This window comes from Sphingobium scionense (assembly GCF_014197035.1).
GTDB lineage: Bacteria > Pseudomonadota > Alphaproteobacteria > Sphingomonadales > Sphingomonadaceae > Sphingobium > Sphingobium scionense.
The window spans coordinates 118,987-136,918 of sequence record NZ_JACIEU010000003.1; the positions used below are offsets into that span (position 1 = coordinate 118,987).

A 17,932-nucleotide genomic window follows, 5' to 3' on the forward strand; every position below is an offset into this window, starting at 1 on the left:
ATCGATTCCTCTCCCGTGTTGTTGGGTATGATTTCCCGGGAAAGTGAATGACATGCAGGGCGCCGCCAAATACCAATTAAGTCCCGTTGAAATACGCTGCGGGTATGATGGCGGGTGTCGCGACCCTCAAAGCTCCTCTGTAAGGGCGGCCGGAACCTCATAGCCCCATTGCGCATATTGGCGCGCGATCACCGACGCCATCAGCGCCAGTTCGGGGGAACGGTCGCCGGGGCGGTGGCTCATGATGATGGGGGAGGTGGCCGGCTCGATCAGGTCGCGGAAGGCGACATCGTGGCTGCGGGCGCGATGGACCGATTCGGGGACGATCGCCATCCCCTCCTGCGCCGCGACCAGGCCGATGGCGATCTGCAGTTCGCGCGCCTCATGGACGATGCGCGGCTCGATCGCATGGTCGCGGAACAGCGATATGACCTGGTCGGCATAGCTGGGCCGCGGCGCGCGCGGGTAGATGATCTGTGGCTCATCGGCCAGGTCGCGGATCGAGATCGGTCCTTCGCCACGGGCCAGCGGATGGTCCATCGGGAAGGCCGCGACCATCTTCTCGTTGCGCAGGATGATGCGACGGACGGCAGGATCCTCGAACCGGATGCGGCCGAAGCCGACATCGATGCGTCCGTCCTTCAGCGCGGCAATCTGTTCCAGCGTGGTGCTTTCGACCATCACCAGTTCGACATTGTCGGCCGCCTTGCGAAATTCGCGGATCAACTCGGGCAGGCGGGCATAGATGGTGGAGGCGACGAAGCCGATCACCAGCCGGCGGCGCTGGCTGGTGGCGGCGGTCTTCACCATCGCCTCGACATCCTCCATCCGCGCCAGCAATTGCAGCGCCTGAGCATGGAGCAGGCGGCCGACATCGGTCAACCGCAGCGGACGACTGGCACGGTCGAGCAACGGTGCGCCGACATGCGCCTCCAATTGCTGGATCGCGCGGGACAAAGGCGGCTGGGCGATATGCAGCCGGTCGGCGGCGCGGTTGAAATTGCCCTCATCCGCGACGGCCACGAAATAGCGCAAGAGGCGCAGGTCCATCACTGACTTATACCTCCAAAGTATCGCCCCTTGACCGCATTGATCTTTGAAACCGGCGCGGACGAGGCATAGCTATCCGATGAAACGTAAGCATTTGGGAGAGTCGCCGCAATGGCTGGATTGAGCCACGCCGATACCTTCATCGTCGATGTGCCGACGATCCGCCCGCATGTGCTGGCGATGGCGACCATGCACGCCCAATCGATGGTGATCGTCCGCCTGACCGATGCCGACGGTATCGAGGGGATTGGCGAGGGCACCACGATCGGGGGCCTCAGCTACGGCGAGGAAAGCCCAGAAAGCATCAAGTCGGCGATCGACACCTATATCGTCCCCGTCCTGGAAACCTGCGACCTGGCGCAGGTCGGCGCGACCATGGCCAAGGTCGCCCGCTGCGTGCGTGGCAATCATTTCGCGAAATGCGCGGTCGAAACGGCGCTGCTCGACATGGCGGGCAAGCGGCTGGGCATTCCTGTGTCCGAACTGATCGGCGGTGGCCGGGTGCGCGACAGCCTGCCCGTCGCCTGGACGCTGGCCAGCGGCGACACCGCCCGCGACATTGCCGAGGGCGAGGAAATGCTGGGCCTGCGGCGCCATCGCATCTTCAAGCTGAAGATCGGCAAGCGCGACGTGCGCGACGACGTCGCCCATGTCGGCGCCATATGCAAGGCGCTGGGCGACCGCGCCAGCGTGCGCGTCGACGTCAACCAGAACTGGTCGGAGGCGCAGGCCAAGATCGGCATGGCCATGCTGCATGATGTCGGTTGCGACCTGGTCGAGCAGCCGATCGCCGGCGACGCGATTGCCGCGATGGCACGCCTGTCGAAGAACCAACCGGTGCCGCTGATGGCGGACGAGGCATTGAATGGTCCGCGCAGCGCAATGCGGATCGCCTCGGCCCATGCCGCCAGCGTCTTCGCGCTCAAGATCGCCCAGTCTGGCGGCCTGTTCGCAGCGGCCGATGTGGCGGCGATTGGCGCGGCGGCCGGCATCGGCCTTTATGGCGGCACGATGCTGGAGGGCGGTGTCGGCACGGTCGCGTCGGCCCATGTCTTCGCTACCCTGCCGGACCTCGCCTGGGGCACCGAATTATTCGGTCCGCTGCTCCAGACCGAGGACATATTGCGCGATCCGCTCGGCTATGCCGACTTTTCGCTCGCCGTGCCGACCGGATCGGGCCTGGGCATCGCCTTTGACGAGGACAAGCTCGCCTTCTTCCGGCGCGATCGCGCGTCGCCCGTTCTTCACGCCGTTACCGCAGGAGCCTGAAACCCATGCTGTTCATGGTCGAAATGGACGTCAACATCCCGCTGGATTTCGATGCGGCGGAAGCCGCCCGGATCAAGGCCGCGGAAAAGGCCTATTTCCAGACGCTGCAGGCCGCCGGCACCTGGCGCCATATCTGGCGCAAGGTCGGTCTCTATTCCAACGTCTCGATCTTCGACGTCGAAAGCAACGCAGCCTTGCACGACACGCTGATGGCGTTGCCGCTCTACCCCTTCATGACGATGAAGATCACGCCGCTCTGCCGCCATCCTTCCTCGATCCATGAGGATGATCGCTGATCGTCCGGCACAGACCGCAAAGCTTAGGAGAGAAAAATATGGGTACCAGCTTCGTAGAAACACCGGAAATCCAGAACCTGCTCGACCGTGTCGCGGGTCTGGATTGCGACGGTGGCAACGCCCGCATGAAGGGCATCGTTCGCGACCTGATCCAATCCTGCATGACCGTCATCGCCCGCTATGATGTCAGCGAGGACGAGGTTTGGAACGCCGTCAACTTCCTGCAGGGCGCGGCCGGTGCCGGCGAACTGGGCCTGTTGATGCCGGGCGTCGGCCTGGAACATTTCATCGATCTCTACATGGACGCCAAGGATGCCGAGGCCGGCAAGTCGGGCGGCACGCCGCGCACGATCGAAGGCCCGCTCTATGTCGAGGGCGCGCCCATTGTCGAGAGCGGCGCCTATCTGACCAATGATGCCGACGACACCGATACGCTCTACATGACCGGCCGCATCATTGGCCCGGATGGCGAGGCGGTGACCGACGGGCTGGTCCATGTCTGGCATGCGGATTCGCACGGCTTCTATTCGCATTTCGACCCGACCCACGCACAGACGCCGTTCAATAATCGCCGTCGCCTCAAGATCGCGGCGGACGGCACCTATGCCTTCTCGTCGAAGATGCCCAACGGCTATTCCGTGCCGCCGGGCGGCGCGTCCGACACGCTGATGAAGGCGCTCGGCCGGCACGGCAATCGCCCGGCCCATGTGCATTTCTTCATCGAGGCGCCCGGCTATCGCCGCCTGACCACGCAGATCAATTTCGGCGACGATCCGTTCGCCGCCGACGATTTCGCCTTCGGCACCCGCGAAGGGCTGCTGCCGGTGCCGAACCGCCAGGGCGACAGCGCGCATATCGCCTTCGATTTCCATCTGCAGCGCGCGGACGATGAAGGCGACGAGGCCTTCTCGACCCGCAAGCGCCTGGTGGTGGATGCCGACGAACCGGTCACGGAACCGGCCTGAGAGGAGAGAGGATCATGACCAGCCCCATGGCTTTCCTGCGCGACCGTGTTGAAACCGCGGTCGTGGACGATCCGGAAACCGGCATCTTCCGTTGCCGCCGCGACGTCTTCACCGACCCCGCCCTGTTCGATCTGGAGATGAAATATATCTTCGAGAGCAACTGGGTCTATCTGGCCCATGAAAGCCAGGTCTCCAGCAAGAACGACTATTTCACCACCTGGATCGGCCATACGCCGGTGATCCTGACGCGGGCCAAGGATGGCGGCCTCAACTGCGTGGTCAATGCCTGCGCTCATCGCGGCGCCAAGCTGTGCCGCCGCAAGCGCGGCAACCAGCCGCTGTTCGTCTGCCCCTTCCACGGCTGGAGCTTCAAGACCGACGGCAAGCTGCTGCGCGCCAAGGATGCCAGCACCGGCGCCTATCCCGACAGTTTCGATCATGAAGGGTCGCACGACCTGACCAAGGTTCGCGTCGAAAGCTATCGCGGCTTCATCTTCGGGTCGCTCAATCATGATGTCCTGCCGCTGGAGGATCATCTGGGCGAGGCCAGGGTCATCATCGACCAGATGGTCGACCAGGCGCCCGAGGGTCTGGAAGTGCTGACCGGCAATTCCACCTACACCTTCCATGGCAACTGGAAGATGCAGATGGAAAATGGCTGCGACGGCTATCATGTCAGCTCGGTTCATGAAAATTACCAGTCGACCATGGGCCGCCGCGCCGAAGGCGGGACCAAGGCGGTCGACGCCAATGGCTGGTCGAAGGCACCGGCAAGCGGCGTCTATGGCTTCGAGCATGGCCATATCCTGCTGTGGACGCAGGTGCTGAACCCCGAGGTCCGGCCAGTCTGGAACTATAAGGACCAGCTGGTCGAGCGGCTGGGCGAGGACAAGGCTCGCTTCATCCTGGAGCAGACGCGCAATCTGGCGCTCTATCCCAATGTCTTCCTGATGGACCAGTTTTCGACCCAGATCCGTGTCGTCCGCCCGATCGACGTACATACGACCGAAGTCACCATCTATTGCTACGCCCCCAAGGGCGAGAGCGCGGAAGACCGGGCGCATCGCATCCGCCAGTATGAGGATTTCTTCAACGTCACCGGCATGGGCACGCCCGACGATCTGGAGGAATTCCGCAGCTGCCAGTCGGCCTATGAGGGCGCGGGCGAATTGTGGAATGATCTCAGCCGTGGCGCGACGCGCTGGATTGCCGGGCCGGACAGCAATGCCACCGCCATGGGCATGAACCCGCTGCTGTCGAGCGAGCGGAGCGAGGATGAAGGGCTGTTCGTGCGCCAGCATGAATTCTGGGCGCAGATCATGCTCGACGGCATGGCCCGCGACGCCGGTGCGCCGATGATGGAGGCCGCAGAATGACACTGGTGCTCGACACGGAGCGCGCGGCGCTCTCCTATCAGGATATCTGCGCCTTTCTCTATCGCGAGGCACGGCTGCTCGATGATCGCGAACTGGACGCATGGCTGGAATGCTATGCGGAACAGTGCGAATATTGGATGCCGGCCTGGACCGACGATGATGCGCTGACCACCGATCCGCACAGCGAAATCTCGCTCATCTATTATGGCAACCGAAAGGGGCTGGAGGATCGGGTCTATCGCTTGAAGACCGAACGGTCGTCGGCGAGCACGCCCGAGGCGCGCACTTCGCATTTCCTGGCGAATATCGAGGTGATCGAGACGCGGAGCGATGCGATCGACCTGCGCTACAACTGGCATACGATGAGCCATCGCTACCAGAAGACGCAGCAGTTTTTCGGAACCAGCTTCGTCACGCTGGACATCAGCGGCACGGCGCCGAAGATCCTGAAGAAGACAATCGTCCTCAAGGACGACTATATTCATCAGGTCATCGACGTTTATCATATCTGAGGGGCGAGCGATGATCTTCCAGGGACGCTTCGCCGGCAAGGTGATGGTCGTGACCGGCGCGGCGCAGGGCATCGGTGCCGGTGTCGCCACCCGTGCCGCGGCCGAGGGTGCCAGCCTTGTGCTGGTCGACCGGGCGGACTTCGTGACCGATGTCGAGCAGGCGATCGTGGCGGCGGGTGGCAAGGCGATTTCCGTCACCGGCGACCTTGAAACCTATGAGGGCGCGGCGCAGGCGATGGCGGCGGCGATCGTGGCGTTCGGGCGCATCGACATCCTCATCAACAAAGTCGGCGGCGCGATCCGCATGCGGCCCTATGTGCAGTTCGAGCCGGATCAGATTGACGCGGAAATCCGCCGCTCGCTGATGCCGACCCTCTATTGCTGCCATGCGGTTCTGCCCGCGATGCTGGAGCAGGGGGCGGGGACGATCGTCAACCTGTCGTCCAACGCCACGCGCGGCATCCGCCGCGTGCCCTATTCGGCGGCGAAGGGTGGGATCAATGGCCTGACCCAGGCACTGGCGATGGAATATGCGGAGGCTGGCATTCGTGTCGTCGCGACCGCGCCCGGCGGCACCAGCGCGCCGCCGCGCCGCGTGCCGCGCAATGCCGAGGGCGACAACCGCCAAGAGCAGGCCTGGATGGCTGAGGCGGTGGAACAGGTGACGTCGTCGGCTTTCATGAAGCGCTACGGCACGCTGGACGAGCAGATCGCCCCCATCCTTTTCCTCGCCTCCGACGAGGCCAGCTATGTGACCGGATCGGTCCTGCCCGTCGCCGGAGGCGACATAGGTTGACGCTCGCCGGTGGCGATATCGGCTGAAGGAGCCAGAAATGCAGAAAATATTCGACAGCCCTCGGGTCGCACTGGATGGCCTGTTGTTCGACGGGATGACGATCATGTCGGGCGGCTTCGGCCTGTCGGGCAATCCCGAAAGCCTGATCCCGGAAATCCGGGCGAGCGGCGTGAAGGATCTGACCGTCATTTCCAACAATGCCGGCGCCGACGGTTTTGGCCTGTGGATGCTGCTGGAAAGCCGGCAGGTCCGCAAGATGATCTCGTCCTATGTCGGGGAGAACAAGCTGTTCGAAAGCCAGTATCTGTCGGGCGAGCTGGAATTGGAGCTGAACCCGCAGGGCACGCTGGCCGAGCGTATCCGCGCCGGTGGCGCCGGCATCCCGGCCTTCTACACCAAGACCGGCGTCGGCACGGTGGTGGCCGAGGGCAAGCCGGTCGAGAATTTCGAGGGCGAGGATTATGTCCGCGAAACCTGGCTGCGCGCTGATCTGTCGATCATCAAGGCGTGGCGGGCCGATCCGGCGGGGAACCTGATGTTCCGTAAGACCGCGCGCAACTTCAACCCGAACATGGCGACCGCCGGCAAGGTGACGGTGGTGGAAGTCGAGGAAATCGTGGCCGAGGGCAGCTTCGACCCCGACGGCATCCACACGCCCGGCATCTATGTCGACCGCATCGTCCTCTCCACCATCAACGAGAAGCGGATCGAGAAGCTGACTGTTCGTGAGCGCGATGGCCGCGAAAGGGAGACCGCATAATGAGCTGGACCCGCGACGAGATGGCGGCGCGCGCCGCGAAGGAACTGCGCGACGGCTATTATGTGAACCTCGGCATCGGCATTCCGACCCTGGTGGCGAACCATGTGCCCGAAGGCGTCAATGTCACGCTGCAAAGCGAGAATGGCATGCTCGGCATCGGTCCCTTTCCCTATGAGGGTGAGGCGGACCCGGACCTCATCAATGCCGGCAAGCAGACGATCACCGCACTGCCGACCAGCAGCTTCTTCTCCTCGGCGGACAGTTTCGCGATGATCCGGGGCGGCCATATCGACATGGCGGTGCTGGGCGCGATGGAGGTGGCCGCCAATGGCGACCTCGCCAACTGGACCATCCCCGGCAAGATGGTGAAGGGCATGGGCGGGGCGATGGACCTGGTCGCGGGTGTCAAGCGCGTGGTCGTGGTGATGGACCATGTGTCGAAAAATGGCAGCCCCAAGATTCTCGACGCTTGCACCCTGCCGCTCACCGGCAAGGCGGTCGTCGACCTCATCATCACGGACCTCGCCGTGATCGCCGTCGATCGTGCAAAAGGCGGCCTCACCCTGGTCGAACTTGCGCCGGGCGTGACCGAAGCCGAAGTCGCCGAGAAGACCGGCGCGCCGCTGGCGATCCTCGAAAACGCATAAGACTGGAATTTACCGTGCCCAATCTGATCGTCGTCAACCGTGCGGGGGACGAAACGACTATCGATGCCCGTGAGGGCGTGTCCGTGATGCAAGCCATTCGCGACAATGGCTTTGACGAACTGCTGGCCTTGTGCGGCGGCTGCTGTTCCTGCGCCACCTGCCACGTCTTCGTCGATGAGGCATGGGCCGGCGCGGTCGGCGCGGCCAGCGGCGACGAGGATGATCTGCTCGATTCTTCCGACCATCGCGGCGATCGGTCGCGCCTGTCCTGCCAGATCATGATGGCGGCCGCGCTCGACGGGCTGCGCGTCGCCATCGCGCCGGAGGATTGAGCATGGCCTTCATCCAGCGCGCCGGCGCGAACCTCTACTGGAAACGCGACGGGCGGGATGACGCGCCCGCGCTGGTGCTGCTGAACAGCATCGGCACCGACATGGATTTGTGGGACGGCGTGCTGCCCTATCTGCGCGATCGCTTCGCTGTGCTGCGGATCGACACGCGCGGCCATGGCGCGTCGATCGCCGAGCCGGGTGATTATGCGCTCGCCATGCTGGCGGACGATGTGCTGGCGGTGGCCGATGCGGCCGGCTTCGATCGTTTCTCTGTGGCGGGCGTCTCGCTGGGCGGCATGATCGGCATGGAACTGGCGCTGCGGGCGCCGGGGCGGATCGACAAGCTTCTGCCGATCTGCACCTCCGCGACGATGGACAGCGCGTCCTGGAACGACCGTATCGCCAAGGTCCGGGGCGAAGGTATGGCCGCCATCGCCGACCTTGCCATGGGGCGCTTCCTGTCCGATGCCGCCGAGCCGGCCCTTTATGAGGCGGTCCGGCGCCAGTTGCTGGCGATGGATGCGCAGGGCTATGCCGGCTGCGGCGCGGCGATCCGCGACATGGACCTGGCCGACCGGATCGGCAGCATCGCCTGTCCGACCCTGCTTATCATCGGCACCCGCGACACATCGACGCCCTTTGAGGGGCATGGCGAGCATCTGATCGCCCGCATCCCCGGCGCGGCGCATGTGGCGCTGGAAGCCGCGCATCTTGCTCCGCTCGAAGCGCCCGAGGCGCTGGCGGGCGCTATCACCTCTTTCCTGGAAAGCTGAGACATATGGCACAGGCCTTCATCTGCGATGCCGTCCGCACCCCGATCGGCAAGCTCAACGGATCGCTGGCGACCATCCGCGCCGACGATCTGGCGGCGCTGCCGCTCAAGGCGCTGATGACGCGCAATGAACAGGCCGACTGGTCGGCGCTGGACGATGTCATCCTGGGCTGCGCCAACCAGGCGGGCGAGGATAATCGCAACGTCGCCCGCATGGCGGTGCTGCTGGCGGGCATGGGCGAGGCCGTGCCGGGCGTGACTGTCAATCGGCTGTGCAGTTCCGGCCTCAATGCGCTGGGCATGGCGGCGCAGGCGATCCGCAGCGGCGACGCGGATTTCCTGATCGCCGGTGGCGCCGAGAGCATGACCCGCGCGCCCTATGTGCTGGGCAAGGCCGGCAGCGCCTTCGGCCGCGACCAAAGAATAGAGGACACGACGCTCGGCTGGCGCTTCATCAACCCGGCGATGAAGGCCACCTATGGCGTCGATACCATGCCCCAGACCGGCGAGAATGTCGCAGAACAATGGGGCGTCAGCCGCGAGGAGCAGGATCGCTTCGCGCTCGCCAGCCAGGAGAAGGCTGCGCGCGCGCAGGCAAGCGGTCGCTTCGCTGCCGAGATCGTGCCGGTCTCGATCCCGCAGAAGAAGGGCGATCCTATCCTGTTCGAGGCGGACGAGCATCTGCGCGCTACCAGTCTGGAGGCGCTGGCGAAGCTGAAGCCGGTGGTGAAGGCTGACGGCACGGTGACGGCGGGCAATGCGTCGGGCCTCAACGACGGGGCGGCGGCGATGCTGGTCGCGTCGGAAGCGGCTGCGAAAGCGCACGGACTGACCCCGCGTGCTCGGGTGATCGGCATGGCGGCGGCGGGCATCGCACCCCGCATCATGGGCGCCGGCCCGATCGAGGCGGCGCGCAAGCTGCTCGCCCGCCACGGTATGAGCGTCGATCAGCTCGACGTGATCGAACTCAACGAGGCCTTTGCCAGCCAGGCGATCGCGACGCTGCGCGACCTGGCGGTTGATCCGTTCGACCCGCGCGTCAATCCCAATGGCGGGGCGATCGCGCTCGGTCATCCGCTCGGCATGTCGGGCGCGCGCATTGCGCTGTCGGCAGTCGAGGAATTGCATCGGGCCGGCGGGCGCCATGCGCTGGCCTTCATGTGCATCGGCGTCGGCCAGGGCCTCGCCGTGCTGCTGGAGCGGGTGTGATGGACATGGAGCGCGCAGATATCGTCATCGTCGGGGCCGGCCATGGCGGCGCGCAATGCGCGATCGCGCTGCGCCAGAACGGCTTTGCCGGGACCATCATGGTGGTCGGTCGCGAGCCGGAATATCCCTATGAGCGGCCGCCGCTGTCCAAGGATTATTTCGCGCGCGAAAAGGCGTTCGAGCGGCTGCTGATCCGGCCCCCGGCCTTCTGGGCCGAAAAGGATGTGAACTTCCTGCTCGGCACCGAAGTGACGGCGGTCGAACCGGCGAGCAGGCAACTGACGCTCTCCGACGGACGCAGCCTTGGCTATGGCAAGCTCATTTGGGCGACCGGCGGGGAACCGCGCCGGTTGAGCTGCGCTGGCGCCGATCTGGCCGGCGTCCATGCGGTGCGGACCCGCGCCGACTGCGACGCGCTGATGGCGGAAATCGATGCCGGCAAGCGCGAGATAGTGGTCATCGGCGGCGGTTATATCGGACTCGAAGCGGCCGCGGTGCTGAGCAAGATGGGCCTCAAGGTCACCCTGCTCGAAGCGCTGCCACGGGTACTGGCGCGGGTGGCGGGCGAAGAATTGTCCGCCTTCTATCAACAGGTCCATCGCGATCATGGCGTCGATCTGCGCCTTGATGCCAGGGTCGATTGTCTTGAGGGCGCCGATGGCCAGGTGAGCGCGGTGCGGCTGGAGGATGGTGAACGCATCCCCGCACAGGCGGTGATCGTGGGCATCGGCATCATCCCGGCGGTCGAGCCGCTGATCCGTGCCGGGGCGAAGGGCACCAACGGCATCGATGTGGACGCCGGATGCCGCACCTCATTGCCTGACATATACGCGATCGGCGACTGCGCCGCCTTTGCCTGCGACTTTGCCGGCGGGCAGGTGATGCGGGTGGAATCGGTCCAGAATGCCAATGACATGGCGACCTGCGTGGCGAAGGCGATCTGCGGCGACGAACGGCCCTATCGCGCCTTTCCCTGGTTCTGGTCGAACCAATATGATCTCAAGCTCCAGACCGCCGGTATCAATACGGGGTTCGACCAGACGGTGATGCGCGGCACGCCCGCCGACGGCGCCTTCTCGGTCGTCTATCTCCGGGACGGCAAGGTCATCGCGCTCGACTGCGTGAACAGCGTGAAGGACTATGTCCAGGGCCGAAAGCTGGTGGAATTGGGCATCACCCCCGACATCGGCCGGATTACGGATGCCATGGTGCCGCTCAAGGAATTGGCGCTGGCGTCGCAGGACTGATCGACGGTCGAACCAATGTTCGGGCGTTACGGCAATCTTTCGCCCATCGATGCTTCCAGCACCGCATACCATTCGGCGCGGCTCCATTCGACCTTGTAGGCATCGATGCTGCGCGCGATGCGACCGGGCGACTGGCTGCCGATGATCGGGATCGGCCGGGCTGGGTGGACCATGATCCAGGACAGGGCTGCGGCCGTGATGTCGACACCATATCGTGCGCCATGGTCGGCGATCATGACGGCGGCGGGATGGAGCGCTTTCGCCAGGCGTCCGCCGCCCAACGGCGACCATGCCAGTACCGCGATGTCGCGGGCCATGGCCTGGTCCAGTGTGCCGTCATGGAGCGGCGTGGTGCGCAGGGCCGACAATTCGGGCTGGGTGCTGACGATCGGCAGGTCGAGAAAGGCCTGCAAGGCGTCGAGTTCGTGGATGCCATAATTGGACACACCGATGGCGCGGGCCTTGCCGGCTTCGACCATCCGGGTCAGGCTGGCGGCCATCTCCTGTGGATGGGTCAGGAAATCGCGGCGATGGATCTGATAGAGATCGATCTGCGCGGTCCCCATGCGCCTCAGCGAGGCATCGATTGCCTGGGTCAGATAGGTGGCGCTGCTATTATAGGGAATGCCTGGATGGATGCCGCCCTTGGTGGCGAGGATCATCTGCTGGCGCAAGGCCGGCGCCTCGGCCAGTACCTGGCCGAACAGCGTCTCTGCCGATCCGAAGCCAGCGGGGGTGTCGCAGCCATAGATATCCGCCGTATCGAACAGGGTGATGCCCGCCTCCAGTGCGGCTTCCACCCTGGCCCGTGCATCGGCGATATCCTCGCCCGCAAGCCGCCACATGCCCCAGGCAATGGGCGAAACGGCAATCTGGCTCTGGCCGAGCGGACGAGGGGTGGACGAGGGACGCAAATGGGTCATGGCCGGTTCAATGCCACAAGAGATGTGCCGATAGTAGATACAGGGCAATCAACTCAGGTTTCCGGCCGGGTCCATATCCAGCTGCCGCCGATCAGCGCGGCGGTCAGCGGGATCAGGTACCAGGGGAAGGGGGAGAAGATCAGCGCCAGGATCGCGCTGAAGGCGAAGGCGCAGAGCGCGGCCTTCTTGCCCTTGCGGCTGATCGCGCCACGTTCGCGCCAGCGGCGGATATGCGGGCCGAAATGCTTGTGGTCGAGCAGCCTGGCTTCCAGTTCCGGGCTGGACCGGGCGAAGCAGTAGGCGGCCAGGATCATGAACGGCACGGTCGGCAGCAGCGGCAGGAAAGCGCCCAGCCCGCCGAGCCCGATCGAGAGGAAGCCGGCAATGAGATAGAGATGGCGCCGCACCCGTCGATCCCGTCTGCAATGGGCCAGTGCAGCCCGTTTCATCCTGTCTATGCTATTGATTTGCAGGAACGCAATTGTCTTTCGCCAGGTTCTTTCGTCACGCGGCGGGCAGGCGCAGCCGTACCAGCAGGCCCCCCAGATCCTCGCTCTCCTCCAGCGCCACCGACCCGCCGTAGATCTCAGCGACGTCGCGGACGATGGCGAGGCCAAGCCCGGTGCCGGGCTTGCCCGAATCGAGCCGAACGCCCCGGTCGAAGATGCGTACCCGGTCGGCTTCGGGAATACCCATGCCGTCGTCCTCGACCATGATTTCGACCGTATCGCCAGCACGCTGAACCGTTGCGAACACGCTGCCGCCACCATATTTGGCGGCGTTTTCGACCAGATTGCCCAGCATCTCGTCCAGATCCTGCCGTTCGACCCGGACGGCGGCGGTCTTGTCGCCGTCCATATCGACCCGCGCATCCTGATAAAGGTGGCGCACTGCGCGCTCGACCGCCTCCAGGCTGGCCCAGACTTCGGCCCGGCTCTGCGCCGCGCCGCGCCGCCCGACGGCGCGGGCGCGTGCCAGATGATGATCGACTTGGCGCCGCATCGTCGTCGCCTCGCGCACCACCGTATCGCCCAGGTCGGGGGCATGGGCGGTTGCGGCGTTCATGATCACGGTCAGCGGGGTCTTGAGCGCGTGGGCCAGGTTGCCGGCATGGGTGCGCGCCTCCTCCGCCTGCCGCTCATTATGGGCGAGCAGGGCATTGAGTTCCTCGACCATAGGCAGCACTTCGGCGGGCATCGGCTCGGTCACGCGGCTCTTGTCGCCATCGCGCATCTTGATGATTTCCAGCCGCACCTTGCGGAGCGGCCGCAGGCCATAGATGGTCTGCAAGGTGGCCAGCACGATCAGGCCCAGCGCCAGCAGGGCGAAGCTCTTGAACAGGGTGGAGCGCAATGTCTTGATTTGCGCATCGAGCCCCTGACGGGCCTGCGCTACCATGAACATCCAGCGCACGTCGGCCCCCGGCAGGATCACGGTCCGTTCCATGACGCGCAAATCCTCGCCGGGAAATTGCTTGCTGTCATAGACATGGAAATTGCGGTCGGCATGGTCGCCTGGCACCTTGAGCGCCCGGTCCCACAGCGATCGCGATCGCCAGTCCTCATGCCCTTTGGCACTGATCTGATAATAGAGGCCGCTATTTGGCTCCAGAAAGCGCTGGTCGGCGAGCGGGCGGTTGAACAGCACTTCGCCGTCCGGGCCGATTTCGGCAGCCGCGATCATCGCCGTCAGCACATAGTTCATGCCATCGTCGAAGTTGCGCGTCACCGCATCCGACAACACCCGGTCGAGCGCCAGCCCGCCACCCAACAGCAGCACGCTGATCCACAGCGCCGCGATGCCGATCATGCGGCGGCTGATCGATCCGGTGGAGCGGACGGGGGGAGGGGGCTGGCTGGCCATGCGAATCGAGCTTACACCGCTTCGTTCCGAACGCGGGCGAGAAACAGAGCGCGGCCAATCACGATAAGGGCCAATTCGCTTCTCGCCATCGCTCGAAGCGAACGAAGGTTGATGCCTTGCGGATTACCGCCCCGGCTCGTCCAGGCTGTAGCCAAGGCCCCGGATGGTGGTGATGACGTCGGCACCCAGCTTCTTGCGGATGCGCGTCACGAACACTTCGATCGTGTTGGAATCGCGATCGAAATCCTGATCGTAGATATGTTCGATCAACTCGGTGCGGCTGACCACCTTGCCCTTGTGGTGGAGCAGGTAGGACAGGAGCTTATATTCCTGCGCGGTCAGCTTCACCGGATCGCCCTTCAGCGTCACCTTGCCCGACCGGGTGTCGAGGCGGACGTCGCCGGCGATCAGTTCGCTCGACGCATTGCCGCTCGCACGACGGATGAGCGCACGCAGGCGGGCGATCAGTTCCTCGCTCTGGAAGGGCTTGGCCAGATAATCGTCGGCGCCGGCATCGAGGCCCGCGACCTTGTCCGACCAGCTATCACGCGCGGTCAGTACCAGCACGGGGAAGCTGCGGCCTTCCTTGCGCCAGCGGTCGAGCACGGTCAGGCCGTCAATCGTCGGCAGGCCCAGGTCCAGGACCACCGCGTCATAATTTTCGGTCGAGCCCAGGAAATGGCCATCCTCACCATCGGTGGCGAGGTCGACGGCATAGCCGGCCCCTTCCAGCGTGTTCCTGAGCTGCTGGCCCAGGCTCGGTTCATCCTCGACGATCAGCAGGCGCATAGGGTTCCGTTTCTTGTTATCGATGCAAAGACTGTGGCCGGCACGCGGTCAGCGCGCCCAGCCGATGATATCGCCTGTCCGGCCGTCCGCATCAACCCACATCACCTTGCCGTCCTTCACATATTTCAGACGATAGCGATTGGTGGAGGGATTGAACTCGCTGCCGACATAGGTGGCGCCGCCGACCTGAGCGTCGACCCGGCGCTTGATCATCGAAAAGGGCATCACCTGACCATCCAGCATCGCGCGGCGTGCGGCGTCCTGTTCATCACGGCGGCCACCGGCCTCTGCGACCGGTGTCATCAGGGACAGGGCCAGTAGGGCGCCCAGTCCGGCAGTCAGGCTCTTGGCGATCATTGTCATGGGCATGGCATAGGTGAGGCGCATTGAACAGGTGGTGAATGACGGCAGGATTATCGATGGGATGTCGGCCGGCATAGCCCGGCCGACATCCCCTGCGCCAAGATCAGCGTTCCAGCGCGTACTGGACCGTCAGGCTGATCGAGGCGCTGACCTGGCCCGGTTCGACCGGGGTGGGTGCAGCGTCGGCCTTGAAGCGGGCGGCCATCATCGGCATCGGCGCATTGCCGCCGCTGCTGCTTTCCGAGATCGAGACCAGCCGGGCCGATCGATAGCCGGCCGCCTGGGCATAGAAATCGGCCTGGGCCTTGGCGGTCTTGAGCGCGGTGGCGCGGGCCTGGGCCTGAAGCGGGCTCGAATCCTCGATCGAGAAGCTCGGTCCGTTGATGTTGGTCGCACCGGCTTGCACCAGCGTGTCGAGCAGCGCGCCGACCTTCTTCACGTCGCGGACCTTGACGCTCAACTGGTTCGACGCCTCATAGCCCAGGAAGCGCGGACCGGACGGCTGGCCGTCGCGGTTGCTGTAATCATATTGGGCGTTGAGGTTGATGCCGCTGGTCTGGATGTCGGCCTTGGCAATGCCCGCCTTGGCCAGTGCGATGATCAGCCCGTCCATCTTGACGGCATTGTCCTTCATCGCCTGGGCCGCGGTCTGTGCCTTGGTCTGGACGCCGGTGCCGATGGTCGCGACATCGGGCGCGGCCTCGACGCTTTCGCTGACGTTCAACGTCACCACCGGCGCGGTCTCGGCGATGGTGACGCTGGTTTGGGCAACAGCCGCAATCGGAAGCGCGGCGGCGCCGAGCGCCATCAGGGCGAGGGCGGATTTCATGGACATTGTCTCCTCTGTAAGTCCTGCACCCGTTTTGGCCCGGGTGCGATGAATGGACGCTGACATGCGTTGAAAGCCGTCCGACAGCTTTCCGGTTCCACTCTTGCCCCGGCGCTCGATAGGCCCTAGCTGCACCGCCATGGCAGCACCCATTCTCTCGTTCGAAAATCTCGGCCTCTCGCAGGGCAGCCATTGGCTGTTCCGCCATATCGACATTCATGTCGGCCAGCGCGACCGGCTGGCATTGATCGGGCGCAACGGCGCGGGCAAGACGACGCTGCTGAAGCTGATCGGTGGCCAGATCGAGGCGGACGAGGGCATAAGGTCGGTGCAGCCGGGCGCGCGGGTTATAACGCTGGAACAGGATCCGGACGTCAGCGCCTTCAAGACGCTGCATGATTTCGCGCTGGCGGGGGATTTTGCGCCACCCGCCCATGAGGTGGAGGCGATCGCCGACCAGCTCGGCATCGACCTGTCGCGCGAGGCTGCAACCGCCAGCGGTGGTGAGCGTCGCCGCGCCGCCATTGCCCGCGCGCTGGCGAGCGAACCCGACCTGCTGCTGCTGGACGAGCCGACCAACCATCTGGACATCGCCGCGATCGACTGGCTGGAAAGCTGGCTGGCGCGTTACAATGGTGCCTTCATCGTCATCAGCCATGACCGCGCTTTCCTCACCCGCCTGACCCGCCAGACGCTGTGGCTCGATCGTGGCCAGATGCGCCGCAACGAGATCGGCTTCGGCGGCTTCGAGGACTGGATGGAAGCGGTCTATGCCGAGGAGGCGCGTGCTGCCGAGAAGCTGGACGCCAAGCTCAAGATCGAGGCGCACTGGCTGGAGCGCGGTGTTACCGCCCGGCGCAAGCGCAACCAGGGGCGGCTGGCCAAGCTGTGGGAGATGCGCGCCCAGCGCGCCGCGATGCAGGGGCCGCAGGGGACCGCCAAGATCGCGGTGGCGAGCGACGACAGCAAGACCAAGAGCGTCATCAAGGCCGAGCATGTCACCAAGACCTTCGGTGACCGCACCATCATCAACGACTTTTCCCTGCGGGTGCAGCGCGGCGACCGGATCGGCATCGTCGGCGGTAATGGCGCGGGCAAGTCGACCCTGCTCAAGCTGCTGACCGGTGAATTGGCGCCCGACAGCGGCGCGGTGACGCTGGCCAAGACGCTGGACATGATCTTCATCGACCAGCAGCGCAGCCTGATGCAGGGCGACAAGAGCGTGCGCGACGTGCTGGCCGAAGGCGGCGACTGGATCGACGTGCGCGGCATCCGCAAGCATGTCCATGGCTATCTCAAGGACTTTCTGTTCGATCCCTCTCTGGCCGAGGCGAAGGTCGGCACCCTGTCGGGCGGCGAGCGATCGCGCCTGTTGTTCGCGCGCGAATTTGCCCGCGAATCCAACCTTCTGGTGCTGGACGAACCGACCAACGACCTTGACCTCGAAACGCTAGACCTGTTGCAGGAAGTCATCGCGGATTATGACGGCACGGTGCTGATCGTCAGCCATGACCGCGATTTCCTCGATCGCACCGTTACCGTGACCCTGGGCCTCGACGGATCGGGCAAGGTTGACGTGATCGTCGGCGGCTATGCCGACTGGATCGCCAAGCGCGATCCGCGCCGTGCGCCAAAGGCGGAGAAGAAGGAGGCTGCGGCCCCGACGCCGCCCAAGCCCGCCTCGACCAAGCTGACCTACAAGGACCAGCGCGACCTCGACCTGCTACCCCAGAAGATCGAGGAACTGGAAGCGGCGATCGCCCGCGACGAAGAGGCTCTGGCCGACCCGGCACTCTATACCCGCGATCCCAAGAAATTCGCCGCGCTGACCGCTGCGATCGAGAAGGCGCGGGCGGAGAAGGACGCGGCCGAGGAACGCTGGCTGGAACTGGCGGAGAAGGCCGAGGGGCTAGGCTGAGCCCCTTGCGCTGCCC

General features: G+C 64.8%; 20 protein-coding genes. 13 read left to right on the plus strand and 7 right to left on the minus strand.

Translation table 11 applies throughout. From position 1 onward, the window contains the following. Nucleotides 1-126 precede the first annotated feature (126 nt). Nucleotides 127-1,050 carry a LysR family transcriptional regulator gene (locus tag GGQ90_RS04190; protein ID WP_188080976.1) on the minus strand — a complete coding sequence of 308 codons (924 nt, stop codon included), beginning with the start codon at nucleotides 1,048-1,050 and terminating at the stop codon, nucleotides 127-129. A gap of 111 nt (nucleotides 1,051-1,161) precedes the next feature. Between GGQ90_RS04190 and GGQ90_RS04195 the strand changes: the two genes are divergently transcribed. The 12 genes from GGQ90_RS04195 to GGQ90_RS04250 are packed head-to-tail and all read left to right on the plus strand — an operon-like array spanning nucleotide 1,162 to nucleotide 11,231. Continuing rightward, the gene (locus tag GGQ90_RS04195) at nucleotides 1,162-2,319 is read left to right on the plus strand and encodes a muconate/chloromuconate family cycloisomerase (RefSeq protein ID WP_188080977.1); all 1,158 of its coding nucleotides are present in this window, start codon (nucleotides 1,162-1,164) and stop codon (nucleotides 2,317-2,319) included. Nucleotides 2,320-2,324: 5 nt separating this feature from the next. Next, nucleotides 2,325-2,615 carry a muconolactone Delta-isomerase gene (gene catC, locus GGQ90_RS04200; RefSeq protein ID WP_037511893.1) on the plus strand — a complete coding sequence of 97 codons (291 nt, stop codon included), beginning with the start codon at nucleotides 2,325-2,327 and terminating at the stop codon, nucleotides 2,613-2,615. Between the two features lie 38 nt (nucleotides 2,616-2,653). Continuing rightward, complete coding sequence (locus GGQ90_RS04205) at nucleotides 2,654-3,580, plus strand: dioxygenase family protein (protein ID WP_188080978.1); 927 nt, start codon at nucleotides 2,654-2,656, stop codon at nucleotides 3,578-3,580. 14 nt (nucleotides 3,581-3,594) lie between these two features. Next, entirely contained in the window at nucleotides 3,595-4,956 is a 1,362-nt protein-coding gene (locus tag GGQ90_RS04210) for an SRPBCC family protein (protein WP_246428117.1), read from the plus strand. Beyond that, nucleotides 4,953-5,468 (plus strand): benzoate 1,2-dioxygenase small subunit, encoded by a 516-nt coding sequence (gene benB / locus GGQ90_RS04215; protein WP_188080979.1) that lies wholly within the window; start codon nucleotides 4,953-4,955, stop codon nucleotides 5,466-5,468. Before GGQ90_RS04210 ends, benB begins: the two co-directional genes overlap by 4 nt. 10 nt (nucleotides 5,469-5,478) lie before the next feature. Continuing rightward, nucleotides 5,479-6,264 (plus strand): benzoate diol dehydrogenase BenD, encoded by a 786-nt coding sequence (benD, locus tag GGQ90_RS04220; RefSeq protein ID WP_188080980.1) that lies wholly within the window; start codon nucleotides 5,479-5,481, stop codon nucleotides 6,262-6,264. Nucleotides 6,265-6,301: 37 nt separating this feature from the next. Further along, nucleotides 6,302-7,024 carry a CoA transferase subunit A gene (locus GGQ90_RS04225; RefSeq protein WP_188080981.1) on the plus strand — a complete coding sequence of 241 codons (723 nt, stop codon included), beginning with the start codon at nucleotides 6,302-6,304 and terminating at the stop codon, nucleotides 7,022-7,024. Then, nucleotides 7,024-7,671, plus strand: coding sequence for a 3-oxoacid CoA-transferase subunit B (locus GGQ90_RS04230; protein ID WP_188080982.1), 648 nt, complete (start codon nucleotides 7,024-7,026; stop codon nucleotides 7,669-7,671). Before GGQ90_RS04225 ends, GGQ90_RS04230 begins: the two co-directional genes overlap by 1 nt. A 14-nt stretch (nucleotides 7,672-7,685) precedes the next feature. Next, the gene (locus tag GGQ90_RS04235) at nucleotides 7,686-8,003 is read left to right on the plus strand and encodes a 2Fe-2S iron-sulfur cluster-binding protein (protein WP_188080983.1); all 318 of its coding nucleotides are present in this window, start codon (nucleotides 7,686-7,688) and stop codon (nucleotides 8,001-8,003) included. 2 nt (nucleotides 8,004-8,005) lie between these two features. Continuing rightward, complete coding sequence (gene pcaD, locus GGQ90_RS04240; RefSeq protein WP_188080984.1) at nucleotides 8,006-8,776, plus strand: 3-oxoadipate enol-lactonase; 771 nt, start codon at nucleotides 8,006-8,008, stop codon at nucleotides 8,774-8,776. Nucleotides 8,777-8,781: 5 nt separating this feature from the next. Then, nucleotides 8,782-9,984 carry a 3-oxoadipyl-CoA thiolase gene (pcaF, locus tag GGQ90_RS04245; RefSeq protein WP_188080985.1) on the plus strand — a complete coding sequence of 401 codons (1,203 nt, stop codon included), beginning with the start codon at nucleotides 8,782-8,784 and terminating at the stop codon, nucleotides 9,982-9,984. Between the two features lie 5 nt (nucleotides 9,985-9,989). After that, nucleotides 9,990-11,231 carry an NAD(P)/FAD-dependent oxidoreductase gene (locus GGQ90_RS04250; RefSeq protein WP_188081148.1) on the plus strand — a complete coding sequence of 414 codons (1,242 nt, stop codon included), beginning with the start codon at nucleotides 9,990-9,992 and terminating at the stop codon, nucleotides 11,229-11,231. Nucleotides 11,232-11,257: 26 nt separating this feature from the next. On the opposite strand, the gene GGQ90_RS04255 is transcribed toward GGQ90_RS04250, so the two are convergent. The 6 genes from GGQ90_RS04255 to GGQ90_RS04280 all read right to left on the minus strand — a co-directional run bounded on the left by GGQ90_RS04255 (nucleotide 11,258) and on the right by GGQ90_RS04280 (nucleotide 15,998). Next, nucleotides 11,258-12,154 carry an aldo/keto reductase gene (locus GGQ90_RS04255; protein WP_188080986.1) on the minus strand — a complete coding sequence of 299 codons (897 nt, stop codon included), beginning with the start codon at nucleotides 12,152-12,154 and terminating at the stop codon, nucleotides 11,258-11,260. A 53-nt stretch (nucleotides 12,155-12,207) separates the two neighbouring features. Next, nucleotides 12,208-12,561: a DUF454 family protein gene (locus GGQ90_RS04260; protein WP_188081149.1), complete on the minus strand. Its 354-nt coding sequence runs from the start codon at nucleotides 12,559-12,561 to the stop codon at nucleotides 12,208-12,210. 97 nt (nucleotides 12,562-12,658) lie between these two features. Next, a complete protein-coding gene (locus GGQ90_RS04265; protein WP_188081150.1) occupies nucleotides 12,659-13,963 on the minus strand; it encodes an ATP-binding protein in 1,305 nt (434 codons plus the stop codon). Between the two features lie 177 nt (nucleotides 13,964-14,140). Beyond that, nucleotides 14,141-14,806, minus strand: a complete 666-nt coding sequence (locus tag GGQ90_RS04270; protein WP_004207541.1) for a response regulator transcription factor — start codon at nucleotides 14,804-14,806, stop codon at nucleotides 14,141-14,143. Between the two features lie 48 nt (nucleotides 14,807-14,854). Beyond that, entirely contained in the window at nucleotides 14,855-15,193 is a 339-nt protein-coding gene (locus GGQ90_RS04275) for a hypothetical protein (RefSeq protein WP_188081151.1), read from the minus strand. Between the two features lie 79 nt (nucleotides 15,194-15,272). After that, complete coding sequence (locus GGQ90_RS04280) at nucleotides 15,273-15,998, minus strand: SIMPL domain-containing protein (RefSeq protein ID WP_188080987.1); 726 nt, start codon at nucleotides 15,996-15,998, stop codon at nucleotides 15,273-15,275. A gap of 139 nt (nucleotides 15,999-16,137) precedes the next feature. On the opposite strand from GGQ90_RS04280, the gene GGQ90_RS04285 reads away from it, so the two are divergent. Continuing rightward, nucleotides 16,138-17,916: an ABC-F family ATP-binding cassette domain-containing protein gene (locus tag GGQ90_RS04285; protein ID WP_188080988.1), complete on the plus strand. Its 1,779-nt coding sequence runs from the start codon at nucleotides 16,138-16,140 to the stop codon at nucleotides 17,914-17,916. Nucleotides 17,917-17,932: the final 16 nt, after the last annotated feature.